Annotated in this window: 25 protein-coding genes; 8 read left to right on the top strand and 17 right to left on the bottom strand. The window is 70.4% G+C overall.

Translation table 11 applies throughout. The features are described from left to right. Positions 1–277 precede the first annotated feature (277 nt). Together D9599_RS09515 and D9599_RS09510 are read left to right on the top strand one after the other, a co-directional pair. Positions 278–1,279: an isopenicillin N synthase family oxygenase gene (locus D9599_RS09515; RefSeq protein WP_198380992.1), complete on the top strand. Its 1,002-nt coding sequence runs from the start codon at positions 278–280 to the stop codon at positions 1,277–1,279. A gap of 147 nt (positions 1,280–1,426) precedes the next feature. Further along, a complete protein-coding gene (locus D9599_RS09510; RefSeq protein ID WP_198380991.1) occupies positions 1,427–3,058 on the top strand; it encodes an SDR family oxidoreductase in 1,632 nt (543 codons plus the stop codon). Between the two features lie 75 nt (positions 3,059–3,133). On the opposite strand, the gene D9599_RS09505 is transcribed toward D9599_RS09510, so the two are convergent. The 5 genes from D9599_RS09505 to hppD form a co-directional block, all read right to left on the bottom strand. Beyond that, on the bottom strand, positions 3,134–3,466 hold the full coding sequence (locus D9599_RS09505; protein WP_198380990.1) for an NIPSNAP family protein: 333 nt from the start codon (positions 3,464–3,466) through the stop codon (positions 3,134–3,136). A 137-nt stretch (positions 3,467–3,603) separates the two neighbouring features. Further along, on the bottom strand, positions 3,604–4,149 hold the full coding sequence (locus D9599_RS09500) for a TetR/AcrR family transcriptional regulator (protein WP_198380989.1): 546 nt from the start codon (positions 4,147–4,149) through the stop codon (positions 3,604–3,606). Between the two features lie 216 nt (positions 4,150–4,365). Then, on the bottom strand, positions 4,366–5,346 hold the full coding sequence (locus D9599_RS09495; RefSeq protein ID WP_198380988.1) for a glutathione S-transferase family protein: 981 nt from the start codon (positions 5,344–5,346) through the stop codon (positions 4,366–4,368). Positions 5,347–5,360: 14 nt separating this feature from the next. Continuing rightward, positions 5,361–6,332 (bottom strand): TRAP transporter substrate-binding protein, encoded by a 972-nt coding sequence (locus tag D9599_RS09490; RefSeq protein WP_198380987.1) that lies wholly within the window; start codon positions 6,330–6,332, stop codon positions 5,361–5,363. A 99-nt stretch (positions 6,333–6,431) separates the two neighbouring features. After that, positions 6,432–7,544, bottom strand: coding sequence for a 4-hydroxyphenylpyruvate dioxygenase (hppD, locus tag D9599_RS09485; protein WP_198380986.1), 1,113 nt, complete (start codon positions 7,542–7,544; stop codon positions 6,432–6,434). Between the two features lie 122 nt (positions 7,545–7,666). Here hppD and D9599_RS09480 point away from each other — a divergent pair, with 122 nt between their 5' ends. From D9599_RS09480 to D9599_RS09455, 6 genes are all read left to right on the top strand, one after another. Continuing rightward, entirely contained in the window at positions 7,667–8,155 is a 489-nt protein-coding gene (locus D9599_RS09480; protein WP_198380985.1) for an Lrp/AsnC family transcriptional regulator, read from the top strand. A gap of 190 nt (positions 8,156–8,345) precedes the next feature. After that, positions 8,346–9,773 (top strand): FAD/NAD(P)-binding protein, encoded by a 1,428-nt coding sequence (locus tag D9599_RS09475; RefSeq protein WP_198380984.1) that lies wholly within the window; start codon positions 8,346–8,348, stop codon positions 9,771–9,773. Continuing rightward, positions 9,770–10,654, top strand: coding sequence for an alpha/beta hydrolase (locus D9599_RS09470; RefSeq protein WP_198380983.1), 885 nt, complete (start codon positions 9,770–9,772; stop codon positions 10,652–10,654). The genes D9599_RS09475 and D9599_RS09470 overlap by 4 nt, the downstream gene beginning before the upstream one ends. Then, the gene (locus tag D9599_RS09465; protein WP_198380982.1) at positions 10,651–11,160 is read left to right on the top strand and encodes an ureidoglycolate lyase; all 510 of its coding nucleotides are present in this window, start codon (positions 10,651–10,653) and stop codon (positions 11,158–11,160) included. Before D9599_RS09470 ends, D9599_RS09465 begins: the two co-directional genes overlap by 4 nt. Next, complete coding sequence (locus D9599_RS09460; RefSeq protein WP_198380981.1) at positions 11,160–12,062, top strand: polysaccharide deacetylase family protein; 903 nt, start codon at positions 11,160–11,162, stop codon at positions 12,060–12,062. Before D9599_RS09465 ends, D9599_RS09460 begins: the two co-directional genes overlap by 1 nt. Next, complete coding sequence (locus tag D9599_RS09455) at positions 12,059–13,231, top strand: amidase (protein WP_198380980.1); 1,173 nt, start codon at positions 12,059–12,061, stop codon at positions 13,229–13,231. Before D9599_RS09460 ends, D9599_RS09455 begins: the two co-directional genes overlap by 4 nt. A gap of 29 nt (positions 13,232–13,260) precedes the next feature. Here the strand turns inward: D9599_RS09455 and D9599_RS09450 are convergent, their stop codons facing one another. The 12 genes from D9599_RS09450 to D9599_RS09395 all read right to left on the bottom strand — a co-directional run bounded on the left by D9599_RS09450 (position 13,261) and on the right by D9599_RS09395 (position 25,515). Beyond that, the gene (locus tag D9599_RS09450) at positions 13,261–13,455 is read right to left on the bottom strand and encodes a hypothetical protein (RefSeq protein WP_198380979.1); all 195 of its coding nucleotides are present in this window, start codon (positions 13,453–13,455) and stop codon (positions 13,261–13,263) included. 216 nt (positions 13,456–13,671) lie between these two features. Continuing rightward, positions 13,672–14,004, bottom strand: coding sequence for a DHCW motif cupin fold protein (locus tag D9599_RS09445; protein ID WP_198380978.1), 333 nt, complete (start codon positions 14,002–14,004; stop codon positions 13,672–13,674). A 97-nt stretch (positions 14,005–14,101) separates the two neighbouring features. Beyond that, the gene (locus D9599_RS09440) at positions 14,102–15,091 is read right to left on the bottom strand and encodes a tripartite tricarboxylate transporter substrate binding protein (protein ID WP_198380977.1); all 990 of its coding nucleotides are present in this window, start codon (positions 15,089–15,091) and stop codon (positions 14,102–14,104) included. Between the two features lie 102 nt (positions 15,092–15,193). Next, on the bottom strand, positions 15,194–16,216 hold the full coding sequence (locus tag D9599_RS09435) for an amidohydrolase family protein (RefSeq protein ID WP_198380976.1): 1,023 nt from the start codon (positions 16,214–16,216) through the stop codon (positions 15,194–15,196). Positions 16,217–16,390: 174 nt separating this feature from the next. Further along, complete coding sequence (locus D9599_RS09430; RefSeq protein WP_198380975.1) at positions 16,391–17,386, bottom strand: amidohydrolase family protein; 996 nt, start codon at positions 17,384–17,386, stop codon at positions 16,391–16,393. Positions 17,387–17,395: 9 nt separating this feature from the next. After that, a complete protein-coding gene (locus D9599_RS09425) occupies positions 17,396–19,693 on the bottom strand; it encodes a xanthine dehydrogenase family protein molybdopterin-binding subunit (protein ID WP_198380974.1) in 2,298 nt (765 codons plus the stop codon). A gap of 17 nt (positions 19,694–19,710) precedes the next feature. Continuing rightward, positions 19,711–20,634 (bottom strand): amidohydrolase family protein, encoded by a 924-nt coding sequence (locus D9599_RS09420; protein WP_198380973.1) that lies wholly within the window; start codon positions 20,632–20,634, stop codon positions 19,711–19,713. Positions 20,635–20,771: 137 nt separating this feature from the next. Beyond that, complete coding sequence (locus D9599_RS09415; RefSeq protein WP_198380972.1) at positions 20,772–21,782, bottom strand: tripartite tricarboxylate transporter substrate binding protein; 1,011 nt, start codon at positions 21,780–21,782, stop codon at positions 20,772–20,774. 164 nt (positions 21,783–21,946) lie between these two features. Further along, the gene (locus tag D9599_RS09410; RefSeq protein ID WP_198380971.1) at positions 21,947–22,687 is read right to left on the bottom strand and encodes a dienelactone hydrolase family protein; all 741 of its coding nucleotides are present in this window, start codon (positions 22,685–22,687) and stop codon (positions 21,947–21,949) included. Further along, on the bottom strand, positions 22,674–23,612 hold the full coding sequence (locus D9599_RS09405; RefSeq protein ID WP_198380970.1) for a 3-keto-5-aminohexanoate cleavage protein: 939 nt from the start codon (positions 23,610–23,612) through the stop codon (positions 22,674–22,676). Before D9599_RS09405 ends, D9599_RS09410 begins: the two co-directional genes overlap by 14 nt. Further along, positions 23,609–24,652: a branched-chain amino acid ABC transporter permease gene (locus D9599_RS09400; RefSeq protein WP_198380969.1), complete on the bottom strand. Its 1,044-nt coding sequence runs from the start codon at positions 24,650–24,652 to the stop codon at positions 23,609–23,611. Before D9599_RS09400 ends, D9599_RS09405 begins: the two co-directional genes overlap by 4 nt. Beyond that, complete coding sequence (locus tag D9599_RS09395; protein ID WP_198380968.1) at positions 24,649–25,515, bottom strand: branched-chain amino acid ABC transporter permease; 867 nt, start codon at positions 25,513–25,515, stop codon at positions 24,649–24,651. The genes D9599_RS09400 and D9599_RS09395 overlap by 4 nt, the downstream gene beginning before the upstream one ends. Positions 25,516–25,518: the final 3 nt, after the last annotated feature.

Here is a 25,518-nt window from a genome sequence, read left to right as displayed (position 1 = left end):
AACCCTACTTCCCAAACAGGGCATCGGCGCCGCTGCTGGCGCAGCGCCGTTCCGTGGAATCCTTCTTGCAGGATCCTTCCCCGCGAGCCGGCCGGCGCGTTCCGCCGCGGCGCGTGGCCGCCCCTGCCGGGCGCCTGATGAATTCCGCCCGCCAGCGATCCCGCCGGCGGGCGGCACCCAGGAGTAGAAGCGGTCGGAGCCCTTCCCCCGGGCCGGACATTGCTCCTTCAACCGGAGGCAGGCGCGGGCCGCCTCCCCGAACGAGGAGAGTACGAGCATGAGCGCGACGCAGAGGACCTACGGCCTGGAGGAACTGAACCGCGAGGAGGGCTTCGGGGGCATGGGCACCACGAAGGAGCGCGAGGTTCCGCGCGTCGACATGAGCGACTTCCAGGCGCGCAAGGCGGAGATCGCGGACCAACTCTGGGACGCCTCGACCGACACCGGCTTCTTCCAGCTCGTCAACCACGGCATCACCCAGGAGCAGATCGACGAGGCCTTCGACCTCTGCGCGAGGTTCTTCGAGCTGCCGATGGAGAGCAAGGCGAAGCTGCCGATGCTCAAGGGCACGAACACGGGCTGGGAGTACAAGGAGCAGGTCCGCCCCTCCACCGGCACGGCGGACAACAAGGAATCCTTCCAGATTACCGTGCCCCGTATGAAGGAGCTCTGGCCTTCAGGCGACGAGCTGCCGGGCTTCAAGGCGGTTATGCTCGCCTTCGAGCGGGCGAACTGGGCGCTGGGGATGAAGGTGCTCTCCTGCTTCGCGCTCAAGCTCGGCTTTCCCCCGGACTTCTTCACCGAGGCGCATGACCCGACCTCGCCCGAGTACCAATCCACGCTGCGCATGATCCACTACATGGCCATGGACAACGCCAAGCCCGAGGACTTCACGGGCTGGCGCGCCGGCGCGCATACCGATTACGACTGCCTGACGCTGCTGCACCAGCGCACCGGCCAGGGCGGCCTGCAGCTCTGCCCCGGCAAGGAGATCTCGGGCGAGCTGGCCTGGACCGACGTGCCGCCGCTGCCCGGCGTCATCACCTGCAACATCGGCGACATGCTGATGCGCTGGAGCGACGACCAGCTGCAGTCCACCCTGCACCGGGTGCGGATGCCGCGGGCGGACGAGTATCTCGGCCCGCGCTACTCGCTGCCCTTCTTCTGCCAGGCGAACAAGGACGCGGTGATCCGCAGCGCCAGCGGCCGGTTCGAGCCGATCACGGCGCATGACTACCTGCAGCAGCGGATCGCCGCCAACTTCGCGAAGCAGGGCTGAGGCCAGGAAGGGGCACCCGGCCGCGAAGGCCGGGCGCCCTTTTCCTCGGTCCGGCCCCCAGGGCGGGAGGGGCGCGAGGGCGGACCGGGCCGCGACAACCCTGGGGGGCTTGCGTCGTTGAGACCGCGCAATGCCGAGGACCCTCCCATGCCCGCACCCAAGCTAAAGCCCCTTTCGGAACAGGTGATCGTCGTCACCGGTGCCACCTCCGGCATCGGCCTCGCGACCGCCCGCATGGCCGCCAGCCAGGGGGCTGCCGTGGTCATCGTCGCGCGGAACGAGGACGCGCTGAACGCCCTGGCCGCTGAACTCCGCGCCAAGGGCGGCCGGGCCGAGCCCGTCGTGGCCGATGTCGCGGACCTCGCGCAGGTGGAAGCGGTCAGCGCCGCCGCCATCACGGCCTTCGGCGGCTTCGACTCCTGGTGCAACAACGCGGGTGTCGCGATCTACGGCTCGCTCGAGGACGTGCCGGTGGAGGACCAGCGCCGCCTCTTCGACGTGAACTACTGGGGCGTCGTCCACGGCACCCTCGTCGCGGCGCGGCACCTCAAGGGCAAGGGCGGGGCCATCGTCAACACGGGCAGCGTGCTCTCGGACCGCTCCATGGCGCTGCAGGGCCCCTACTCGGCCTCCAAATTCGCGATCAAGGGCGTGACCGAGGCCTTCCGCACGGAATTCCTGGCCGAGGGCTACCCGATCAGCGTCACCCTCATCAAACCCGGCCCGATCGACACGCCCTATATGGAGCACGCCCGGAACCTGATGGGCACGACCGGCGTCCGGAACCCGCCGCCGGCCTACCACCCGCGTGTGGTAGCCCGCGCCATCCTCTATGCCTGCGAGCACCGCGTGCGCGACCTGACGGTCGGCGGAGGCGGACTCGCGGTTTCCGCCATCGGGCGCCTCGCCCCCAAGCTGACGGATCTCGTCATGAGCAAGATCGCCAAGCCCACCCAGTCGAGCGATCAGCCCGGGCGGCAGGAGCGCCGGGACAACCTCTACGACGCGCGCGAGGACCTGGCCGAGACCTCCTCCCTCGCCGGCCCACCGCCGCGCCGCACCTCGTTCCTGCTGGAGGCCCAGATGAACCCGCTCGGCCCGGCCGGGATCATCCTGGGGGCCACCGCCCTGCTCGCGGGCGCCGCCTTCGGCATGTACACGCTGCGCCACTCCCGGCCGCTGCCGGAGCGCTTCGCGGACCGGGCCCGGCGCGGCATCGGCTCCCTGGGCTCCGAGGCGCGGCGCGGGATCGGGTCGCTTGGCCACGAAGCGCGCCGCGGGATTGGCTCCCTTGGGTATGAGGCTCGACGCGGGATCGGCTCCTTGGGCTCCGAGGCACGGCGCGGTATCGGCAGCCTCGGCGACGAGGCCAGCCGCATCGCCGGCCGCGCCCTCGGCTATGCCGGGAAGGAAACGCGCCCCTACCTGCGCGGCGCGCGCAAGGGCAGCGAGCGCTTCGCCGACCGCGCCAGCCGCTACGCCGCATCCGCCTACGAGGACGTGCTGGATCGCGGCGCGGACCTCTACGACGAGGCGCGCAGCCGCGGGCGCTCGCTCTACAAGGCTGCGCGCGGTGGCGGCGAGGACGTCTACGACGATGCCCGCGACCGTGGCTGGAGCCTGTTCCGGCGCGGCCGGGACGCGGCCGAGGACGTGCGCGATGCCGGCTGGGGCCTCTTCGGCCGGGCCCGGTATGAGGCGGAGAAGCGGGGCCGCTACGCCGCCCGGCAGGGCGAAGGGCTGCTCGACCGGCTTGCCGACCTGCTGAAGGGCCGGTGAGATCCGGGAGGAGAAGGCCTCTCCTCCCGGCCCACCATCTCGCTCCCGGCCCGCCTAGCAGCCGGGGGCGAGCCCTTACTGCGCCTCGGAATAGGCCTTGAAGAAGGCCGTCGGCGCGACGATGCGGTTCTGCATCTCCTGTAGCACGCCCAGTTCCGCCGCCTTGGCGAGATAGGCCTGGAAGCCGGGATCCGCGGCCATCGCCGCGCGGCGCTGCTCGCGGTCCGCCTGGCTTTCGTAGGCCCAGAGGTGCACCACGCGGTTCAGCGGGCCCTCCAGTGTCGTGTACCAGCCAAGGCAGCGGCCGAGATACTTCTTCTGAATCTCCCAGGCCATGGTCTCGTACAGCTTCACGAACTCGGCCATGCGGTTGGGCTGGCAGGTGTAGATCCGCAGGTCCACGATCATCGCGGTCTCCTCTCGTGCGGGCGCCGGAGCCGCCGGCGCGCGCAATGGCGGCCGGTGAGCGTCCAAGGTTCCCTGTTTCCGGGCAGACCATCCGTCCGGGCGACATGGCCCGCCGGGGGTCTGCTCCTGCCCGAAGGTCAGGCCGGCACACGTTCCTCGACCGCGAGGAGGGCGTCCAGGGTGCGGGCGGCAATGCGCAGCACGCCTTCGTCGCCGCTGACCATCAGCTCGGCAGCCGTGCCGTCCACCAGGAGCAGCAGCTGGCGCGCGAGATCCCTGGTGGCGGCGTAGCCGGCGTCGCGGACCAGGTTCTCCAGGAAATCGAGGCAGGCGCGCTGGTGCTCGGCCGCCAGCTCGCGCAGCCAGGGCTCGCCCTTCGTGTGCTCGGCGACGGCGTTGATGAAGGCGCAGCCGTAGAAGCGGCCGCCGTTGAACCAGCCGGACAGCACGGGCACGATGGCGCGCAGCCGCTCCATGGGGTCGTCGGCGGCCTCCATGACCTTCGACGAGAAGGTTGCCCGCCAGATCTCCCCCTCCTGGCGCAGGGCGGCGCGGACGAGCGCCTCCTTCGAGCCGAAGCGGGTATAGAGCGTCATCTTGGAGGCATTGGCCGCGGCGAGAATGCGGTCCACGCCGGTCGCGTGGATGCCATCGCGACAGAACATCTCCCGGGCTACAGCCATGATCCGCTCGTGCGGGGGAGCCCCTGCGGGCATGGAAAGGGACGCGGCGATCCCGACCTTGGGCGAGATGGGACCTCTCCTGTTGATGAATGGGGGATGATGGTCAAGCGGACTTCCGAGCCCGCCCGAGGTTTTCAAGCTATCCTGCCTATTCGGGGGAACGCAGGCGAGCGCCCAAATCGGCGCGGCGCCCCGCAGGGCGAGGTGTGGTATGCTTCACCCACTCCCCTGCCCCAATGCCTCCCGCCCGTGCGGCGCGCGGAGGTCCTGCAAGGGTCCGAGCGGCACGATGCCCGTCGGGTTTATCCCGCGATGGCTGCCGTAATAGTGCCGTTTGATATGGTCGAAGTCACAGGTCTCTCCGAAGCCCACGGACTGGTAGAGGTCGCGCAGATAGGGAAACAGCGCGGGATAGGCCGCGATCTGCCGCAGGTTGCACTTGAAGTGGCCGTGGTACACGGCGTCGAAGCGCACCAGCGTGGTGAAGAGGCGGATGTCCGCCTCGGTCAACCCGTCGCCCACGAGGTAGCGCCGCGACGAGAGGCGCCAGTCCAGCAGGTCCAGGGTTTCGAAGAGCGGGCGCACCGCCTCCTCATAGGCTTCCTGCGTGGTAGCAAAGCCGGCTTTGTAAACGCCATTGTTGACGGTGTCGTAGATCGTGGCGTTCAGCCCGTCGATCTCGGGGCGCAGGGCTGCCGGGTAGTGATCGCCGGGGCCGCCGAAGGCGTGGTCGAGCATCCGGATGATCTCGGCCGACTCGTTGTTCACGATCGTCCCGCGCTGCTTGTCCCAGAGGACCGGCACCGTGACCCGGCCGGTATAGTCCGGCTCGGCGGCCGTATAGACCTCGTGCAGAAAGCGGGCGTGGTGGATGGGGTCGCGGATGACGCCCGGTCCCTCCTCAAAGGTCCAGCCATTCTCTCCCATGTGCCAGTGCACCACGGAAAGGCCGATTGCCTCCGTCAGCCCCTTGCGCGCCCGCATGATCAGCGCGCGATGCGCCCAGGGGCAGGCAAGGGAGACGTAGAGGTGGTAGCGGCCTGGCTCCGCCTTGAAGCCGCCCTCGCCGCTGGGACCGGGGGCGCCGTCGGGGGTCACCCAGTTGCGGAAGGCGCTCTCCTTGCGGAGGAAGCGGCCGCCGCTGGCTTTCGTATCGTACCAACGGTCCTGCCGCCGGCCGTCCACGAGCAACCCCATCCCGGCTCCTTCCCTTAGCGCGCCCGGTAGTGGGCGAGGATCTCCGCACCCTCCGCCCCGGCTCGCGCGGACCATTCCGCCAGCACGGGCGCGGCCGCGGCGCTGAGCGCGGCCCGCAGGGGCGCTCCGCTCGAGAGCGTCACGCCGTTTTCCCGCATTCGCGTCTCGTTCTCAACTAGGCGATTGGCGATCGCGCGGAACTGCCGGGCCTCCGTTTCGCGTCCGGCCGCCGCTATCGCCTCCTGCCCTGCCGGCGGGAGCGCGCGGAGCGCCGCGAGGTTGCAGAAGGCAAGGCTGAGCGGCGAGGCATAGTCGAGCGCGGTGAAGTGCGGCAGCACCTCCCACAGCCGCGCCCCCGCGCCGCCGTCCCCGGAGGAGAGCACCGCGTCCAGCTCGCCCGCGCGAAGGCGCGGCATGGCGTCGGCGAAGGAGATCTGCGCGGGGGCCGCGCCGGCCTCGCGCATCACGGCCGTGCTGGCGGCGTCGTAGGTGCGGATCTTCAGGCCACGCAGCGCCTCCGGGCCGGGGACGGGGTTGCGGGACCAGAGGCCGGTGGCGGGCCAGGGGGTCGCGTAGAGAAGCGTCACGCCGCGCGCCTCGAGCGCCGAGGCATAGGCCCCGCGGGCGGCGCGCAGCAGGCGCGCGGTGTCCTCGCCCGAGGCGGTGAGAAAGGGCAGCGCGGAGAGCTGAAAGATCGCCCCCTCTCCCGCCAACGCGCCGGTGAAGGCATCGGCGGCCTCCACCCGGCCCTCGGCCGTGGCGCGGATCATGGCGGCGGAGCGCAGGCCCTGCGGGGCGTCGAAGCTGGGGGTGACGGTGAGCAGGCCTCCGGCGAGGCGCGTCGCCGCCTCCGCGAAATAGGCGATCCCCTCGCCAGGCATGGCATTGGCTGGATACTCGGTAACAATCCTCCACCCGGGCGCGGCGCGGGCCGGCCGCGCGGCAAGCGCCGCCGGGGCCAGGGAGAGAAGGGCACGGCGAAGCATGAGCGGGTCTCCAGAGGCAACGGCCCAGTATCCCGCCGCCCCTGCCCGCGCCGCAACATCCGGCCGCCGCGCGGCCGGATGGCGCTCAGTTTGTGCCGGCTACTCCACCGCTTGCGCCCCGGAGAGCACGCCGCGCCGCAGCTGGTCCTCCTCGATGCTCTCGAAGAGGGCGCGGAAGTTGCCCTCGCCGAAACCGTCGTCACCCTTGCGCTCGATGAACTCGAAGAAGACCGGACCGATGACGTTGCCGGAGAAGATCTGCAGGAGCAGCCGCGCCTTGCGGTCCTCCACCACGCCCTCACCGTCCACGAGAATGCCGTTCCGCTTCAGGCGCACCAGGTCCTCGCCGTGGCCGGGCAGGCGAGAGTCAACCTTGTCGTAATAGGTGTCGGGCGGCGCGGGCATGAAGGAGAGGCCGGCCTCGCGTAGGCCCTCGATCGTGCCGTAGATGTCGTCGCAGCCGCAGGCGATGTGCTGGATGCCCTCGCCCTTGTACTCGCGCAGGTACTCCTCAATCTGGCTCTCGTCGTCCGCACTCTCGTTCAGCGGGATGCGGATGCGGCCGTCGGGGCTCGTCAGAGCGCGGGAGAAGAGGCCCGTGTACTCACCCTTGATGTCGAAGTAGCGGATCTGCCGGAAGTTGAAGATGCGCGCGTAGAAGTCGTACCAGACGTCCATCCGGCCGCGGAACACGTTATGGGTCAGGTGGTCGATGTAGTAGAGGCCCGCGCCCACCGGCCAGGGGTCGCGCGCGCCCAGCCACTCGAACTCGGCATCATAGGCCGAGCGGCCCTCGCCGTACTGGTCGATGAAGTAGAGCAAGCTGCCGCCGATGCCCTTGATGGCCGGGATGTCCATCGTCTTGCCCTCGGTCGCGGGCTCGGCGCCGTTCGCCACCGCGCGCTCGAAGGCGTGCTTCGCATCCACCACGCGGAAGGCCATGGAGGGCACGCAGGGGCCGTGGGCCTCGGTGAAGCGCACGGCGTGCGAGCCCGGCTCCTCCGTCAGCAGGTAGTTGATGTCGCCCTGGCGATAGAGGGTGCTCCGCTTCGTCCGGTGCCGCGCGACGGCGGTGAAGCCCATCTGGCGGAACAGGGCGTGGAGCTTCTCGGGCTCCGGATGAGCGTACTCGACGAAGCCGAAGCCGTCCGTGCCGGCCGGGTTGTGCTCGGAGATGGTGGCGCGGGGCGCGTCGTGCGGGAAGGGGCCCATTGGGAAGTCTCCTCTTATCCTCTGACTTTGGACCAGCTTATTGCGTCTGCCCCGCGCAAAGCGTGCGAACTCGAACTCAGTCATAACTTTTCCACACAACCCGTGCGGTATATCATCCTTTCATGCACGAAATCCTCGACCTCGATGCCATCGACCTCCGGCTGCTCGCGGCCCTGCAGGAGGACGGGCGACTAACAAACCAGCAGGTAGGGGAACGTATCGGCCTCTCGGCTTCCCAGTGCTCGCGCCGGCGACTGGCGTTGGAGGCAGCGGGCGCCATCCGCGGCTATCATGCGGAACTGGCGGCGGGCGCGCTGGGGCTGCGGCTGCTCGTCTTCATCAACGTCACCCTGGCCACCCACAGCCGCGACAACGCCCAGCGCTTCCGCGAACTCGTCGCGCGCCTAGACGAGGTGCAGGAGGCCTATGCCATGACCGGCGACGCCGACTACCTGCTCAAGGCCGTGGTACCGGAGCTGAAGGACCTCTCGGCCCTCGTGAACGACGTCCTGCTGCCGCATGAAAGTGTTGCGCGGGTGCGCTCCTCCATCGTTCTGGACCGCCTGAAGGAAGCGAACCGGCTGCCGCTGGGGGCGCTCCGCCGCGGGTAGTATTCGGCACGAGGCTTGCAACCGGGCTGCCCATGGGCTGCCGATCTTCCTTGCAGGGCGCGACGATGAACCACGTGAGGGCCCGCCCTCCAGGCTCGCACGGGTCGAGCCGGGCGCGGGGCCGCTGGCGGCCTCGCCGCTGAATCCCGCCCCCCGCCTCCTGCCCACCACGCTCGCCTCAGGCTCCGTGATGCATCCCATTCCCCGTGCCAGCGCGCTCGACGACCTGCGATCCCGGATCCGCCGGGAGCTCGAAACCCTCGCCTACCCCACCCCGGCCTGGGTCGAGCCGGTCGCGGCGCCGGACGGCACGGTGGCGCTTGATTGCGCGGTCATCGGCGCCGGCCAGTACGGACTGACCCTCGGCGCCGGGCTGCGGCGGGAGCGGGTGGAGCGCATAGGCATCTTCGACGTGGCCGAGCCGGGACGAGAGGGGCCCTGGGTAACCTTCGCGCGCATGTCGATGCTGCGCACACCCAAGACGCTGACCGGCCCCGACCTCGGCCTCCCCTCCCTCTCCTTCCGCGCCTGGTGGGAGGCGCAGCACGGGGCGGACGGGTGGGCGGCGATGTTCCGCATCCCGCGCACCTCCTGGATGGACTACCTCAACTTCTACCGCGAGGCGCTCGATCTGCCGGTGACGAATGGCTGGCGCCTTGCGTCGCTGGAACCGGTGGAGGGCAGCCAATTGCTGCGCCTCGGCTTCGAGACGGTGGCGGAGCCACGGACGGTTTTCGCCCGCAGCTGCGTCCTCGCCACCGGCGCCGCCGGCTTCTCCATCCCCGAATGGATGGCGCAAGCCGTGCCGGCGGACCGCGTGTACCATGCGAACCACGCTTTCGACCCTGCCGTCCTGCGCGGCATGCGGGTGGGCGTACTGGGCGCCGGGGCCTCTGGCTTCGATACGGCGGTGGCGGCCCTGGCAGCCGGGGCGCGCTCGGCCGATCTCTGCTTCCGCCGCCCTGCCCTGCCGCTGACCAATCCGCGCCGCTGGATGGAGAATGCGGGCTACCTCGCCCATTACGTGGACCTGCCGGATGCCCGGAAATGGGCCATGATGCACCGGCTGCTGAGCATCGGGCAGGGCCCGCCGAAGCCGACCTACGACGCGGCCATGGCGACGCCTGGCTTCGCGCTGCACCCCGCCACGCCCTGGGATTCCATCTGCTGGAGCGGCAGCGAGATCCTGGTGGAGGGCGGTGGCCGCCGCTTTGCTTTTGATGCCGTGGTCGCCGCCACCGGCATGCGCGTGGACCTCGCCGAACGGCCTGAGATGGCGGCCATTGCCGCGGAGGCCGCGCTCTGGTCCGACCGCTACGCCCCGCCGCCGGAGGAGGCCAACCCGGCGCTCGGCCGCTTCCCCTATCTCGACCGCCTCGGCGCTTTCACGGAGCGCGAGGCGGGGCGGGCGCCCTGGCTCTCCCGCGTGCTGACGATCACGCGCGGGGCGACGCTCAGCCTCGGCCCGGTCTCGGCCTCCAACAGCGGGATGAAATACACGGCGCCGCGGCTGATCGAGGGTGTGAAGCGCTGCCTCTTCCTCGACCAGGAGGCGGCCACCTGGCGCGAGTTCATCGGCGGCGACCACACCGAGCTCCCGCGGGAGGCAGTTGCGTGAGCGAGGTATCCGCGCCGGCGCCGGTCTGGGGTGGCTACGACCAAGCGGCGCTCGACGCGCAGTACGACAACAACGCCGCCGCCGGCGCGGAGGGCGCGGCGGCGCTTGCCCGGCTGCGGGCGCTGGCGCAGCGCAACCGCGCCGCCCTGCCGATCCGCCCGGACATCGCCTATGGCACACACCCGGCCATGCGCCTCGACCTCTATCCCGTAGAGGGGGTGGATGGGCCGCAGCCCCTTCTTGTCCTCGTGCACGGCGGCGGCTGGACCACGGGCAATGCCGCTGGCGCAGGCTTCTGGGCGGCCCGGCTGCGCGAATGGGGCATCTCCCACGCGGTGGTGACCCACGCGAAGCGGCCCGGGGCGAGGCTGGCCGAAATGGCCGCGCAAGTGGCCGAGGCCTTGCGCTTCCTCCGGCGGGAGGCCACCCCGCTCGGGCTCGACCCCCAGCGCATGCACCTCGCCGGCATCTCCTCCGGCGCGACCCTCGCGGCGATGGCGGCGATCGAGTTGCGGGAGGAGGCGCCGCCGGCCTCCCTGCTGCTGATGGGCGGCATGTACGACCTCGAGCCCGTGCGCCGCTCCTTCCGCAACGCCGTCCTCTCGCTGAGCGAGGCGGAAGCCGCCGCTCTCTCCCCGCTGCACCATGCCGCGCTGCTGTCTGCCGAGGTCACGATCACCCACGGCGCCCGGGAGACGGCCGAGTTCCGGCGGCAGGCGGGGGAACTTGCGGCCCGGCTCGGCCCCCGGGCCACGCTGATGGCCATCGAGGGCGCCGACCATTTCTCCCAGGCCGAAGCGGTGCTCGATCCGGCAACGCCCCTGGCGAGGCGCCTCCATGCCATGCTGACCGCCCCCTGCATCACGGAGCCCCGGCCATGAGCGACACGGCCATCGAAATCCGCGCCCTCCCCGCCCGCGAGGCGACGCCCGAGGCGATCGCCCCCTACGGCACGCTGATCGAGCCTGGCGAGGACGGCACGCCCTTCGGCCCCGCCGAGGCCGTGCTCGACCTCGGGCGCGGCACGCCGCGGCTCTACATCATGCGGCTGACGGCGCGGCCGATGCGCGTCGCCGGCATCACCCGCCACACCGCCGTCACCCAGTGCCTCGCGGCCACGAAAGGGGAGGAGTGGTTCATCGCCCTCGCTGCCCCCGGCAACGTGGACGATGCGGGCGCGGAGCCCGATCCTGCTGCCATCGAGGCCTTCCGCATCCCCAGCGGCAAGGCCCTCGCCCTGCACCACGGAACCTGGCACGCGGGGCCTTACTTCACCGGATCGTCGGTCGATTTCCTCAACCTGGAATTGGCCGACACGAACATCGCGGACCACCACACGGTGCGGCTCGACCAGCGCTTCGGCCTCGCTTTCGACATCATGCCCTGATGCCGCTCGCGACCCATGGCCGCTATGCCTACTCGCCCCTGCCGGAGCGGCCGGTCTGGGACTGGCCGAACGGCGCGCGGCTGGCGGTCTACATCGCCATCAACGTCGAGGCCTTTCCCTTCGCGGAGGGGTTGGGTATCCCGTTGGTGAACCCCCTGCCTGAGCCGGACGTGGTGAATTTCGGCTGGCGCGACTGGGGCAACCGGGTGGGCATCTGGTACCTGCTGGACGCGCTGGCCGAGCACGGGCTGCCGGCCGCCGCGCTGATGAACACCGAGATCATTGACCTCTGCCCGCAGGTCCCGGCCGCCCTCCTCGCACGGGGCGACGAGATCGTCGGCCATGGCCGCACCAATGCCGAGCGGCAGTCCGACATGGACGAGGCGGCGGAGCGCGCGATGATCCGGGAGTGCCGCGACCGGCTCCTGGCGCTGACCGGCGCCCCGCCGCGCGGCTGGATGGGTCCCTGGGTGGCCGAGACGCACCGCACGCCGGAGATCCTGGCCGATGCCGGCTTCGACTACGTCATGGACTGGCCGCATGACGACCAGCCGACCCTTCTCCGCACGGCAAGGGGCCGCGACCTCGTGGCGGTGCCCTATGCCCGCCCGCTGAACGACCTGCCGGCGCTGCACGCGGCCAAGTGGACGCCCGCCGAATGGGCGGACGCTACGCTGGACGGCTTCGAGGAGATGCTGCGCCTCTCCGCCCGGCACCCGATCGTCTTCAACCTGTCGCTCCACCCCTTCCTCGTCGGCTGGCCGGCGCGGTTGCGGCACCTGCGGCGGATCTTCGCCCGGCTTGCCGCCTCGGCGGCCGCGGGGGAAGTGTGGCTCTGCACGCCAGGGGCCATCGCGGCCCATGCCCGGCCGATTTTAAGCGCCCAAGGAAAGAGAGCATGACCGACCCGCTGAACGCCTTCACCCCAGGACCGCAGCCGCATATCGCGGGCGTGCCGGGCGGCGCGCTCTCGGGGATCACCTTCGCGGCCAAGGACCTCTTCGATGTCGCGGGCTTCGCGACCGCCGCGGGCAACCCGGACTGGGCGCGCACCCATCCCGTACCGACGCGCCACGCCGCTGCGGTCGCGGCGATGCTAGACGCCGGCGCCACCCTCTCGGGCAAGACGCATACCGACGAGCTGGCCTTCTCCCTTAATGGCGAGAACGCGCATTACGGCACGCCCGTGAACACGCGGGCGCCGGGGCGCATCCCCGGCGGCTCCTCCTCCGGCTCGGCCTCGGCCGTCGCGGGCGGGGCGGTGGACACGGCGCTCGGCACCGATACCGGCGGCTCGGTGCGGGTACCCGCCTCCTATTGCGGCCTGTTTGGGATCCGCACCACGCACGGGGCGGTACCGGTGGGCGGGCTGGTGCCGCTGGCGCCGCGCTTCGACGTAGTCGGTTGGTTCACGCGCGAGGCCGGGCTGCTGGCCCGCGTCGGCCGCGCCTTGCTGCCGGAGGCGGCGGCAGCGCCGATCACCCGTCTTGTCCGGCTGGAGGACGCCTTCGATCTGGCGGGAGAGGAGGTTGGCGGGGGGCTGGCGCCCGCCCTGGCGATGCTCGCGGAGCAACTGCCGTTCGAGTCCACGCGCCTTGCCCCGGACGGGCTATCCGACTGGTTCGGCCATTTCCGGGTCCTGCAGGGCCGCGACGCCTGGCGCACGCATGGGGAGTGGGTGACGGCGGTGGAGCCCGCCTTCGGCCCTGGAGTCCGCGAGCGCTTCGCCTGGGCCTCGGGCCTGACCGAGGAGGCCGAGCAGGCCGCCGAGGCCGGGCGCAACGCCGCCCTGCGCGTGCTGGACGCCGCCCTGCCGCCGGGCACCGCGCTCCTGCTTCCCACCGCCCCCGGTATCGCGCCCCGCTTGGCGACACCGGCCGCGGAGCTGGAGGCCTTCCGCACGCGGGCGATGACGCTGACCTGCATCGCGGGCCTGGGCGGGCTGCCCCAGGTCTCGATGCCCTTGGGGCTGCTGGACGGGTGCCCGATCGGTCTCTCCGTCATCGGCCCGCGCGGGGCCGATCTGGCGCTTGTTGATGCGGTGGTCGGCTGGGGCCTGCCGCTGGCTTGAGCGCCCCGCCCGCTACGCCCCAGGCCGGCTCAACGTTGGCGCAGGCCAGGATGGCTGACGAGGATCGCAGCAAGCAGGGCGGTGAGCACCCAGACCGAGGTGCCTGTCGTGAAAAAGGGATGAATCTCGCGTGCAAACTCCTGAAGGGCGGCGACGGGGGTGGATTTTACCGCGAAGAGGGCAACGAGAAGGAAGATGCTGCGGCGGAGGAAAGAGACTGCCATGGGAATTCCTGAGCCGGGTCGAGGGGTTCCTGGCCGAGGGGGGACGGCCAGAGATCGGTTCGGGCGCTTAACGCTTCCTTCAGAAATTGGTTGAACATCCAAATCGTTTTTGCACTCGTTTTTTAAGCTGGTCTTTATTTTGTTATGATGCATCAAAAGTCGGTCATGCCCAGGATCAGGCAACGGCCGCGGAAGCACCCGGCCGATCAACCCGCGTCAGTCCACGATGAACAGCCGCGCCCCGGTCCGCGTCGAGGAACGGTGCGCGGCATCACCGAAGTCGGAGACCTGGTAACTCATGCCGGGCCGCAGCGTGAAACGGCGGCCGTCGCGCAACTCGGTCTCCAGCTCGCCCTCCAGCACGGTCAGCACATGGCCGCGGTCGCACCAGTGGTCAGCGAGATAGCCCGGCGAGTACTCCACCATCCGCACCCGCAGGTCTCCCACGGTGAAGCTGCGCCAGGTGGCCTCCCCGGTCTCGCCGGGGTGGTGGGTCTTGGGAACGGTGGACCAGTCGGTGATGGTGAAGGGCAGATCGGGGATCTTCATGGGCGCGCATGCTCCGGGGCGCGCCGGGACGGGATGGCCCCGCGCCGGCACGCGGAGGCTGTCACCCCACCTCCTGTGCCGCAAGCACCACGCCGGGTCAGTCGGGGGTGATCCCGGCCTCCCGGATCACCCTCGCCCAATGGGCGATGTCGTTCACGATGCCCTGGCGGAAGGCTTCCGGCGTGCCGCCATCCGCGACCATCCCCTGCGAGCGCAGCCGCTCCTTCGTCTCCGGCAGGGAGAGCCAGCCGTTCACCGCCGCGTTGATCTTGGCGACGAGGGCGGGCGGCATGTTGGCAGGGCCGAAGAGGCCGAAGAGGAGGGTGGCGCTCGTCATGGGAAAGCCCGCCTCCGCCATGGTCGGCACCTCCGGCGCCTCCGCCGAGCGCTTATCGGCCACGATGGCAAGGATCCTGATCTGCCCATCGCGAGCCATTGGTAGCGCAACGTGGACGGGCACCATCATCGCGTCGATCCGCTTGCCGACGAGGTCCTGGAGGGCCTGCGAGGCGGCGCGATAGGGCACATGGGCGATGTCCAGGTGGTTGGTCACCTTGAACATCTCCATGATCATGTGATGGGGCGTGCCGTTGCCGGGGGAGGCGTAGTTGAGCCGCACTGGATTCGCCCGCGCCAGTTCCACGAAGCCGCGGAGGTCGTTGGCCGGTGAATCCGCCTTCACCGCCAGGACGACAACGCCGCTGGCGAGGCGGATGAGGAAGGAGAAGCCCGCGACGGGATCGTAGGGCAGGCTTTTCGTCAGGCTGGGGCTGGTGACGAAGGGATCGCCCATCACCAGCAGCGTGCGCCCGTCGGGCGCCGCGCGAGAGACCGCCTGGGCGGCGATGATGCCGCTGGCGCCCACGCGGTTCTCCACCACGACCGGCTGCCCCAGGCGCTGCTGCAGGTAGGGCTGCATGAGGCGCGCGAGGATGTCGTTGCCGGTGCCCGGCGCGGAGCCGACGATGATGTTCACGGGGCCGTCCGGCAGGCGGGTGGCGCCCGCCTCCTGGGCGCTCTCCTGGGCGGCGGCGGGGACCGCGAGCGCAAGCAGCCCAGCGGCCGCGGCCTGTCGGCGGGTGAGCATGGTGAACCTCCCCTCTCCGGCGCGCCGGTTGATCCGGCGTCACCCTCGTCTCTGCAAGCCGCATGTCGGGGCGACGCGCGAGACGGCGCGCCGCCGGTCCTCTCAGCGGGGCTTGAGTCCGAAGAAGCCCTCGGCGTTGCGGTAGTTGATCTTCAGCCGGTCCTCCTCGGGCATGTCGATGCTCTCGAGCACCTTGATTGTCTCGCGGATGTAGCCGGGGCCTCGCTCGGGATCGAAGGGGCAGTCGGAGGCGAAAAGAACCTTGTCGGCGCCGTAGAAGTCGAGGCCGCAGACGGTGGCCGCGCGCGAGCCGAAGGTGGCGCTGTCGGCGTGCATGCTCTTGAAGTAGTCGAGCGGGCGCTTCTTGAGGCCCGCGAGCACGCCCGAGAGATCCTCGTCCGTCGTGCGCTTGCCGAGCTGGTCCCAGCCGGGCCCCACGCGCCCCTCAAAATAGGGAACCATGGCGCCGAGGTGGTGGGCGAGGATCTTGAGGTCCGGCAGCCGGTCCATCACGCCGCCGAAGACGAGGCGGGCCATGGCGGCGGAGGTCTCGTAGGGCCAGCCGAAGGTCCACCAGATCTCGTAGCGCGACTTCGCTTCCGTGACGTAGTCCGTCACCTCGTTGCCGCGGGAGGGATGCAGGCAGACCGGCTTGCCGTGCTTGGCCGCCGTCTCGAAAATCGGAAAGAAGCGCTCCTCGTCGAGCGGCGCGCCGTTGATGTTGCTGTGGATCTGCACGGCATTGGCGCCGAGGTTGCGGAAGGCGCGCTCGGCCTCGCGCACGGCGGCGTCGGGATCGTTCATCGGCAGGGCGGCGGCGTAGCCGGCGAAGCGATCGGGGTGCTTCTGCACCAGATCCGCCATGCCGTCATTCGCGAGCTTCGCGAGCTCTACCGAGACCTCGGGGGTGCCGAGTTGTTCCAGCGGCGGCATGCCGAGCGAGATGACCTGCGTGTAATCGTGCTGGCTGAACAGATCCATCACGCGCATCCGCTCATCCAGGTCGTAGATGGCGGGAATGCCGCGCATGCGCGAACCGATGCCAGCGCCAGCGCCCTCCAGGGTCAGGATCCGGTCCCAGAGGCGCTTGGGGAAGAAATGGCAGAAGGCATCGACGTAGCGCACGGCGTTTCCTCTTTTCTTCTTGGTGGAGGGGTGGACGCGCCACCCGCCTCCGGCCACTCGGGACGCCCGTTCGGACGCGGGTCGTCGCCGGTGGCAACATGCTTAACCAGCGCCACCGGCCCGTCCAGGCTGCGCCCACCAACGGTCCGGTGAGCCGCGTCGCTTGCCCGGCGATCAGTCGCGCGCGTCGAGCCGCAGCAGGCGCTCGGCATTGCCCCGCATGACCGCGTGGCGCTGCTCCGGCGTCAGGTCCAGTTCTTCCAGAGCGCGCAGGGTTTCGGGAATGGGCCCGAGCGGTGCGTCGGTGGAGAAGACGAGGTGTTCGTGTCCGAAGAAGGCGAGGGAGGCGGGCAGACCTGTGGCGGAGCCGAACATGGCGGTGTCGGCGTAGAAGTCGCGGAAGTAGTCGAGGTGGGGGCGGCGGAGGGCGGGGAGGATGCCCGAGAGGTCCTCGTCGGTGGTTCGGCTGCCGAGCACGGCCATGCCGGGTCCGACGCGGCCGTCGAAGGTCGGGATCATGCCGCCGCCGTGGTGGGTGATGATCTTGAGGGCGGGGTGGCGGTCGAAGAGACCTGACAGCACGAGGCGTGCCATGGCGACGGAGGTCTCGTAGGGCCAGCCGAAGCACCACCACATCTCGAAGCGGCTCTTTGCCTCACTTGCGTAGTCCGCCATGTCGGCGGTGCGGGCGGGGTGGAGCCAGACCGGCAGGTCGTGGCCTGCCATGGCGGCGAAGAGGGGCTGGTACTCGGGCCGGTCCAGCGGCTTGCCCGCGACGTTGGTGAAGATCTGCACGCCGCGGGCGCCGAGGGTGGTGATGGCGCGGTCGGCCTCGCGGAGCGCGTCCTCGGGGTCGAGGAGGGAGAGGGTGGCGACGAAGGCGGGGAAGCGCTCGGGGTGGCGGGCGCAGAGCCCGGCCATGGCGTCGTTGGCGATGCGCGCGAGGTCGGCGGCCTGGGGCGCGGAGACGATGTCCTCGAGCGGCGGGTTGGGCAGCGAGATGACCTGGCTGTAGCCGGGCACCTCGTCCATGGCACGGAAGCGGGCCTCGAGGTCGTGCAGCGCCCGCACGCCCTGCAGGCGCGCCGCGATGTTGCCGAGCCTGGGCGAGACCTTCCCCAGCGCCTCCGAGAAGGGGCGCGGCAGGATGTGCGTGTAAATGTCAATCATGCCTGTTCCTCAGCCGGCGGCGCGCAGGGCCTGCCAGACGCGCTCGGGGGTAGCGGGCAGCACCAGACGGGCGGCGGCCTCGGGCGGCATGGCGTTGGCAATGGCGCCGAGGATGGCCGGCGGCGCCGCGGTGGTCCCGGCTTCGCCGGTCCCCTTCACGCCTAGCGGGTTGGTCGTCGCGGGCACCTCGATGTGCAGCCCGCGGATCGGTGGCACGTCCTCGGCACGCGGCAGGGCGTAGTCCATGAAGGAACCGGAAATGAGCTGCCCATCGGCATCCATCGCCACGCGCTCCGTCAACGCTTGGCCGAGCCCCTGGGCGACGCCGCCCATGATCTGCCCCTCCACCACCATGGCGTTCAGCACCCGCCCGCAATCATCCGCGGCGAGGTAGGAGACGACCTGCGCTGCGCCGGTCTCGGGGTCGATCTCCACCTCGGCCACATGGCAGCCATTGGGGAAGGTGGTGGGGGCCATGACCTTGCCCGTGGTGTCGAGTGGCGTGCCCAGCTCTGCCGCGCGTGCTGCGACCTCGATCAGGCCGACGCCGCCCGCGGCACCCACGGAGAAACGGCCCTCCGCATAAGTCACATCCTCTTCCCTCGCCTGCAGCAGCAGTGCGGCGATGGGACGGGCCTTGCGCAGCACCTCGTCGGCCGTGTTGGCGATGGCGCCGCCCACCGTCATGGCGGAGCGCGAGGCGACGGCGCCGAAGCCGGGCACGTCGCGATCACTGTCGCCCTTGGTGACGCGCACGGCATCCCGCGACACGCCCAGCCGCTCTGCCACGAGGTCACCGAACACGGTTTGGTGTCCTTGCCCGCTGGAGACGGAATTGATGCTGACATGCACCTCTCCGCCCGCAGTGAAAGCGATGCGCGCCGGCTCCTCCGGCATCACGCCGGCATTCTCCAGGAAGCAGGCGAAGCCGATGCCGCGCAGCCGCCCGCGCGCGGCGGCCTCCGCGCGGCGGACCGGGAAGCCCTCGTAGTCCGCAGACCTCAGCGCGGCATCGAGGATCGCAGGGAAGTCGCCGCTGTCATAGGTGGTGCCCACCGCCGTGGCATAGGGCATGCGCGCGGGCGGGATGAGGTTGCGGCGGCGCAGCGCCGCGCTGCTCTCACCGCGCAGCCGGGCTGCCTCCTCCACCGCGCGTTCCAGCAACAGGTTGATTTCCGGCCGCCCCGCGCCGCGATAGGGGCCCGTGGGCACGGTGTTGGTGAAGGCGCAGCGCGTGCGCAGGGCGATGTGAGGAATGTCGTACATGCCCGGCAGGCACATCATCACCAGGCCCGTCGGCACGAAGGCCGCGGCCTGGGTGAGATAGGCGCCGAGATCCGCCAGGCCCTCCACGCGCAGCGCGAGGAAGCGGCCCTCGGCGTCCAGCGCCAGCTCGGCCATCCAGTCGCTGCCGCGGCCCTGGTTGTCGGTCAGAAAGGCCTCGGAACGCGTGGAGACCCAGCGCACTGGTCGCCCCAGGCGCTCCGCCGCGCGCAGCAGGGCGGGGTATTCCGGGTAGTTGCCCGATTTCATGCCGAAGGCGCCGCCGACATCGTGGCTGACCACGCGCAGCCCTGCCTCGGGAATGCCCATGGAGGCCGCAACACCCTGGCGCATTCCCGCGGCGCCCTGGGAACCGGTGACGAGCGTGTATCGCCCCGTACCGGGGTCGTGCAGGGCGGTCGCGGCGCGCGGCTCCAGGGAGGCGACGACCAGCCGCCCGATCGGCACCTCGACACGCGCGACGAGCGCCGCGCGGGCAAAGGCAGCCTCGACGGCCGCGGCCTTCGTCCCGTCCGGATCGGGCGGGCCCACCCAATCAAGCGCGAGGTTCCCCGGTGCTTCGTCAGGCCAGAGCACCGGCGCCCCAGGGGTGAGCGCGGCGGCGGCATCGGTCACGGCGGGGAGCGGATCGTAATCCACCACCACCGCCTCCGCCGCGTCCTGCGCCTGGGCGGCCGTCTCGGCCACAACAAGCGCGACGGGCTCGCCGAGATGCAGCACGCGGCCTGTTGCCAGCGCCGGACGGTGCACGGGGCGGATCGGCACGCCGTCGCGGCCGCGCACGGGCATGGGACTGGTGACGCTTCCAAAGCCTAGGAGATCCTCGCCGGTCAGCACCGCGAGCACGCCGGGCATCGCGCGCGCGACGTCCGCGTCGATGCTGCTGATGGCGGCATGGGCATGGGGGGAGCGGAGGAAGAAGGCGCAGGCCGCGCACTCGGCTATCTCGTCATCGGAATAGCGGCCGAGGCCGCGCAGCAGCGCCTCGTCCTCGACGCGCCGGCCGATGCCCCAATGCCCCATGCCGTCCCCTCCGCGCGTTACAGGCCAAGCAGGCGCTTTGCGTTGCCGCTCGCGATCCCCTCACGCACCGCGTCGCTGACGGGCACCTCGTCGAGGAAGCGGCCGGCAATCTCCGCCGCCTCGAAAGGATAGTCCACCGCGAACATCACCCGGTCCTCGCCGAGCGAGGCCAGGGTGCAGAGCAGCGGCTCCTTCGCGCACTGCCCCGAGGTGGTGACGAGGATGTTCTCGCGGATATAGGCCGAGGGCTCCCTCTTCAGCGGCCGCTCCGCCTTGTAGAGCTTCGCACGGCTGTCGAGGCGCCAGAGCAGGAAGGGCAGCGTCTCGCCCATATGGCCAAGGATGACGCGGGCGTTGGGATGCCGGTCAAAGACGCCGTTGAAGACGAGGCGCAGCGCGTGCGTCGCCGTCTCCACCGTCCAGCCCCAGGTGGCGCGGGAGAGGATCTTGGCATCGGCCCAGCCGCCATAGGGCGCGGGCGGGTCGTTCGGGTGGATGTAAACCGGCACGCCCAGCGCCGCCACGCGCTCCCAGAAAGGCTCGTACTTGTCGTGGTCGAGATAGGTGGCGTCGGTCTGGCCGTTCACCATGCCGCCGACGAGGCCGAGCTCGCGCACGCTGCGCTCCAGCTCATCCGCCGCTGCGCGGCCGTCCTGCATCGGTAGGTGCGCGAAGCCGGAATAACGGTCGGGGCGCTTCGTGATCTCGGCCGCCAGCGCGTCGTTCGCCTCCTTCGCGCGGCGGATCGCGGTCGCGGTGTCCGGTTCCGCCTGCACGCCTGGCCCGGCGAGGGAGAGAACCGCACGCGAGATGCCGGCGGCGTCCATCGCGGCTAGGCGGCTCTCCCCGAAATCGGATAGGCGGCCGTGGATATCCTTGTAGAGCGCGGGCGGAAGGTCCTCCACCGTCGCCCGCCAGTACCCCTCCATACCCGGGGTCATGAAGTGTTCCTCAAGCGCGATCTTGCTGATCAAACTTCATCTCCGTCACGGCGATTCCGGCTACGGCCGGCGTCTGGGAAGGATGTGCGGCGCGGACAGCCGCGCCGTGGGCGAGCGCAGCAAGCTGCGCCGTGGGACTACCGGGCCTCGATGCCGGCGGCGCGCACGATGGCCACGCCGCGCGTGCGCTCCTGCTCGATGATCGCGGCGAACTCGGCGGGGGTGTTGCCGACGGCCTCGTAGGCCTGGGGCTCCAGCAGGCGGGTACGGAGGTTTGCGTCCTGCAGCGCAGCGCGCGTCGCGCCCGCGATGCGCTCCATCACCGATGCGGGCGTGCCGGCGGGCGCGGCGAAGCCCCACCAAGGACCGTCATACGGGAACTCGTAGCCGAGCTCGCCGAGGGAGGGCACCTCCGGCAGGCGGGGCGAACGGCGGCTGCCAAGCACCGCGAGCGGCTTCACCCGGCCCGTCGCGATCGGCTCCAGCGCGAAGCCGAGGGCGATGTAGGAGACCTGCACGCGCCCTGCCGCCATCTCGTTGAAGGCCTCGATGATGCCGCGATAGGGCACGTGCTCGATCCGCAGGCTGTCGTGCTGCCTAATGAATTCCCAGAGGAGATGCGGTGTCGAGCCCTGGCCCGAGGATGAGTAGTTCAGACCCGTCTGCCCGCGCGCCCAGGTGACGAACTCGCGCAGATCCTTCGCGGGCACGGCGGGATTAGCCAGCAGCACGCCCGCGTTCCGCGCGATGAGCGTCACCGGCACGATCGAGCTGTAGCGGGCGTAGAGTGCGGGTTCCACGAGCGGATAGGTCGAGAGCACCTCGGCTGAGACGGCGCAGATCGCGTAGCCGTCCGGCGCCGCGCCCGCGCAGGCCTCAAGGCCGACCACGTTGTTTCCGCCGGGGCGGTTGTCCACCACGATGGGCTGGCCGAACTGCTGGCGCAGCGGCTCGGCAAGCGCGCGGATGAGGATGTCCAGCACGCCGCCCGGCGGTTGCGGGATGATGACGCGCACAGGACGGTTGGGCCAGGCGCCGACCGGCTGGGCCGCTCCCTGAGCCTTCGCTCCCCCAATCGAGGCAAGGCCGCCCATCAGCCCGGCGGCCAGCAGCAGGAGCGAACGGCGAAGCGGCCTGCGCTTGTTCATGACGACCTTCTCCCGTTTCGGCGCGGCCCTTCCGGCGCGCTTCTTTTCGTTGTCCACGATACGGTATGTGTGTCCCACATCCCGGTCAACGACGATCGTATGACGGGTGCCTCATTCGCACTTGGGTGGGGAAAGACAGGTGCCGGAGCGGCACCCGCCACGCGCTAGGCCGCGAAGGCTTCAGCCAGGAAGTCGTCGACCATTCGGTAGCTCGCCCGCGCCGCCGCGTCGTTGTACTCGGCGATTCCCGGCACCGTGGCGTCCTCCTCGCAGAAGGAGTGGACGAGACCGCCGAAGGTCATCATCCGCCAGTTCGCGCCGGCCGCGTCCATCTCTGCCTCGAAGGCGTCGCGCTCCGCCTTCGGCGCGACCGGATCGCGCGAGCCGTGCAGGACGAGCAGCGCCGCGCGTAGCGTGCCCGGTGCGGCCGGCATCGGGCTGGTGAGGTCGCCGTGCAGAGAGATTGCGGCCCTGATCTCGGCGCTGGTCCGGGCCAGTTCCAACACGTTTCCGCCGCCGAAGCAGAAACCGATGGCGGCGCGCTTCGCAGAGTCGCCCAAGCCGCGCCGTGCTGCCTCGGCAGTTAGCGCGTCGAGTGCGGCCGTGATCCGCCGGCGCCGCTCGGTGGGGTTGCGGCGCAGCGCTTCGGCCAGCGGCCCCGCGTCCTCCGGTCCCGTGGCGGTGCGGCCGCCGCCATACATGTCGGCGACGAGCGCGACGCCCCGCTCGCCCGCGATGCGGGCGGCACGGGAAGCGGCCTCGGGCGTAGTGCCCAGCCAGTTCGGCGAGACCAGCAGCAGCGGGCTGCTCCGGTCTGCTCGCGGGCCGATAACGAGCGTGCCCGCGCAGGCGAGATCGCCACTCGCGTAGCGCAGCGTCTCGGTGGTCGGCTCAGAACCCGACAAGGTCGGCCCCCTTCAGTGCGAGGGCTTGGCGCGCTTCATCGGGGGTTGCGACCTCGAGGCCCAGCTCCTCGATGATGCGACGGATCTTCGCCACCTGCTCCGCGTTGGAGGAGGCCAGCTTGCCGCGGCCGATATAGAGGCTGTCCTCCAGCCCCACGCGCACGTTGCCGCCCATCATCGCGGCCTGGGTGCAGATCGGCATCTGCTGGCGCCCGGCGGCCAGCACCGACCAGACATAGTCCGTGCCGAAGAGCCGGTCCGCTGTGCGCTTCATGAAGAGCACATTGTCCCAATCGCTGCCGATGCCGCCGAGGATGCCGAAGATCGTCTGCACGAAGAAGGGCGGCTCGATCAGCTTGCGGTCCACGAAGTGGGCCAGGTTGTAGAGGTGCCCGACATCGTAGCACTCGTGCTCGAAGCGCGTGCCGTGGTCCTTGCCGAGCAGCTGGAGGATGCGCTCGATGTCGCGGAAGGTATTGCGGAAGATGAAGTCGTCGGTGCCCCGCAGGTAGGGCTCCTCCCAGTCGTGCTTCCAGGTCTTGTAGCGGTCCGCCAGGCCGAAGATCGCGAAGTTCATCGATCCCATGTTGAGCGAGCACATCTCGGGCTTCGCGCGAAGCGGCGCGGCCAGCCGGTCTTCCACCGTCATGTTCAGCCCGCCGCCGGTGGTGACGTTCAGCACCGCCCCTGTGGCCTGCTTGATGCGCGGCAGGAACTGCATGAACACGTCCGGGTCCGGCGTGGGCTTGCCGGTCTCAGGGTCGCGCGCGTGCAGGTGGAGGATGGAGGCGCCCGCCTCGGCCGCCGCCACCGCCTGCTCGGTGATCTCGTTGGGTGTGATGGGCAGGGCGTCGGACATGGTGGGCGTGTGGATGCCGCCCGTGACCGCACAGGTGATGATGACCTTGTTGCGAAGGCTGCTCATGACGGTTCTCTCAAAGAGGATGTGGATAGCATGGGAGGGCGCGCTTCCAGCCGCCGCGCCAGCGGGAAGACCTGCCAGCCCAGCCGGTCCGCCAGCACGCCCCAGAGGCCGCGCGGCGCGAAGAGCATGACAGCGATCGCGACCGCCCCGAGCACCATGAGGTAGAGGCTGCCGAGCTGGGACAGCGTCTCGCGCAGGAGAAAGAAGATGGCGGTGCCGATCAGCGGCCCCTCCACGCGCCCGATGCCGCCGATGACGGCGATGAAGATCACCAGTGCCGTCCAATCGTTCACGCTGAAAGCGGCGTCCGGCGAAATGCGAAGCTTCTGGAGGAAGATCAGCGCCCCCACCATCGCGGCGCACGCGGAGGCCAGGACGAAGACCACCAGCCGCGTCCGGTCCACCTCGATCCCGCAGGAGCGCGCGGCCACCTCATTGTCCCGGATGGCGGCGAGTGCCAGCCCGTGGCGCGAGCGAAGTAGCAGCAGGATCGCGAGGAGCACCAGGACGGCAAGCCCGAGCGCCAGCCAGTAGAGCAGCTGCTCCCGCGCCGCCCGCCCGCTGGCGATGGAAGCGACGACCGAGGCCGGCAGGCTGGTGCCGGAGCCGCCGCCCAGCGCGGTGAACTGCGCGGCAAACAGCCGGAACACCTCCGCCACCACCCAGGTGCCGATGGCGAAATAGGCGCCGCGCAGCCGGAAAGTCAGCGCGGCTACGGGCACCGCGGCCAGGGCGGCGACCAACCCCGCAGCCGGAATGCCCCAGAGCGGGTTCAGCCCCAGCAGCAGCGAGAGCGAGAAAAGAGCATAGGCCCCAAGCCCCACGAAGGCCTGCTGCCCCACCGTCACCAGCCCCGCATAGCCCGCGAGCAGGTTCCACAGGCTGGCCAGCGCCGCATAGGCGTAGATCTCGCCCAGCAACCGCATGCCCTGGCGGTCCGTCCACCAAGGCGCGGCGGCCAGGACGGCCAGCAGCACGAGGAAGAGCGGCAGCCCGATCCGGCTCGCGCGCGTGCCGTGGGCGACGTGGATGGCGCTCATCCGCGCAGCCTCGGGAAAAGCCCCTCGGGCCGGACGGCGAGCACGAGGAGGAAAAGGAGGTGCCCCGCCAGGATCTGCCAGCCCGGGTCGATCTGCGCCCCGATGGACTGGGCGACGCCGAGCAGCACGCCGCCCGCCAGCGTGCCCCAGAGGCTGCCCAGGCCTCCGATGATCACCGCCTCGAAGCCGAAGATGAGGCGTGCCGGGCCGATCGCCGGGTCGAAGTTGGTGCGTACCGCCAGGAACACTCCCGCGAGCGCCACCACGGCGAGGGACAGCGCCATGGCCAGCGCGAAGACGTGCCGGTTGTCGAGCCCCATCAGCCGCGCGACCTCCGGATCGTCCGCCGTCGCGCGGAAGGCGCGGCCGAGCGGTGTGCGCCAGGAAAGAAGCTGCAACCCCGCGATCGCCGCGACAGCCACACCGAATTGCAGCAGCGGCAGCACGCCAATCGCCAGCCCGCCGCCGAGCGGCAGGGCCGCCGTCTCGATCGCCCCGGCCTGCAGGCGCCGGCTATCGGCGGAGAAGACCTCCAGCAGCCCGTTCTGGATGATGACGGAGAGCCCGAAGGTGACGAGCAGCGGCGGCAGCAGGTCGTCCCCGAGCGCCCGGTTGAGCAGCAATCGCTGCAAGCCGTAGCCGATAACGGCCATCAGCGGCACCACCAGCAAGAGGGAGGGCAGCGGCCCGATGCCGAGCGCCTGCGTGACCACCAGCGCCAGGTAAGCGGCCAGCACGATGAGGTCGCCATGGGCGATGTTCACCAGCCGCATGACACCAAAGATGAGCGACAGCCCGGCCGCGAAGAGGCCGTAGAGGCCCCCCAGCAGCACGCCCTGGACGATCGCGTTGATCCATTCCATCCC

This window comes from Roseomonas sp. KE2513 (assembly GCF_016107305.1).
Taxonomy (GTDB): Bacteria; Pseudomonadota; Alphaproteobacteria; order Acetobacterales; family Acetobacteraceae; genus Roseomonas.
The sequence above is the reverse complement of the archived record's forward strand: the minus strand, read 5'-3'. Positions and strand labels throughout refer to the sequence as shown.

Coding starts and splice junctions, on each gene's coding strand:
- D9599_RS09430 (WP_198380975.1), bottom strand. CDS start 17,386: ATGATTGACATTTACACGCACATCCTGCCGCGCCCCTTCTCGGAGGCG.
- D9599_RS09455 (WP_198380980.1), top strand. CDS start 12,059: ATGACCGACCCGCTGAACGCCTTCACCCCAGGACCGCAGCCGCATATC.
- D9599_RS09475 (WP_198380984.1), top strand. CDS start 8,346: ATGCATCCCATTCCCCGTGCCAGCGCGCTCGACGACCTGCGATCCCGG.
- D9599_RS09510 (WP_198380991.1), top strand. CDS start 1,427: ATGCCCGCACCCAAGCTAAAGCCCCTTTCGGAACAGGTGATCGTCGTC.
- D9599_RS09450 (WP_198380979.1), bottom strand. CDS start 13,455: ATGGCAGTCTCTTTCCTCCGCCGCAGCATCTTCCTTCTCGTTGCCCTC.
- D9599_RS09420 (WP_198380973.1), bottom strand. CDS start 20,634: ATGACCCCGGGTATGGAGGGGTACTGGCGGGCGACGGTGGAGGACCTT.
- D9599_RS09425 (WP_198380974.1), bottom strand. CDS start 19,693: ATGGGGCATTGGGGCATCGGCCGGCGCGTCGAGGACGAGGCGCTGCTG.
- D9599_RS09490 (WP_198380987.1), bottom strand. CDS start 6,332: ATGCTTCGCCGTGCCCTTCTCTCCCTGGCCCCGGCGGCGCTTGCCGCG.
- D9599_RS09465 (WP_198380982.1), top strand. CDS start 10,651: ATGAGCGACACGGCCATCGAAATCCGCGCCCTCCCCGCCCGCGAGGCG.
- D9599_RS09480 (WP_198380985.1), top strand. CDS start 7,667: ATGCACGAAATCCTCGACCTCGATGCCATCGACCTCCGGCTGCTCGCG.
- D9599_RS09440 (WP_198380977.1), bottom strand. CDS start 15,091: ATGCTCACCCGCCGACAGGCCGCGGCCGCTGGGCTGCTTGCGCTCGCG.
- D9599_RS09515 (WP_198380992.1), top strand. CDS start 278: ATGAGCGCGACGCAGAGGACCTACGGCCTGGAGGAACTGAACCGCGAG.
- hppD (WP_198380986.1), bottom strand. CDS start 7,544: ATGGGCCCCTTCCCGCACGACGCGCCCCGCGCCACCATCTCCGAGCAC.
- D9599_RS09505 (WP_198380990.1), bottom strand. CDS start 3,466: ATGATCGTGGACCTGCGGATCTACACCTGCCAGCCCAACCGCATGGCC.
- D9599_RS09445 (WP_198380978.1), bottom strand. CDS start 14,004: ATGAAGATCCCCGATCTGCCCTTCACCATCACCGACTGGTCCACCGTT.
- D9599_RS09395 (WP_198380968.1), bottom strand. CDS start 25,515: ATGGAATGGATCAACGCGATCGTCCAGGGCGTGCTGCTGGGGGGCCTC.
- D9599_RS09415 (WP_198380972.1), bottom strand. CDS start 21,782: ATGAACAAGCGCAGGCCGCTTCGCCGTTCGCTCCTGCTGCTGGCCGCC.
- D9599_RS09400 (WP_198380969.1), bottom strand. CDS start 24,652: ATGAGCGCCATCCACGTCGCCCACGGCACGCGCGCGAGCCGGATCGGG.
- D9599_RS09500 (WP_198380989.1), bottom strand. CDS start 4,149: ATGGCTGTAGCCCGGGAGATGTTCTGTCGCGATGGCATCCACGCGACC.
- D9599_RS09495 (WP_198380988.1), bottom strand. CDS start 5,346: ATGGGGTTGCTCGTGGACGGCCGGCGGCAGGACCGTTGGTACGATACG.
- D9599_RS09460 (WP_198380981.1), top strand. CDS start 11,160: ATGCCGCTCGCGACCCATGGCCGCTATGCCTACTCGCCCCTGCCGGAG.
- D9599_RS09405 (WP_198380970.1), bottom strand. CDS start 23,612: ATGAGCAGCCTTCGCAACAAGGTCATCATCACCTGTGCGGTCACGGGC.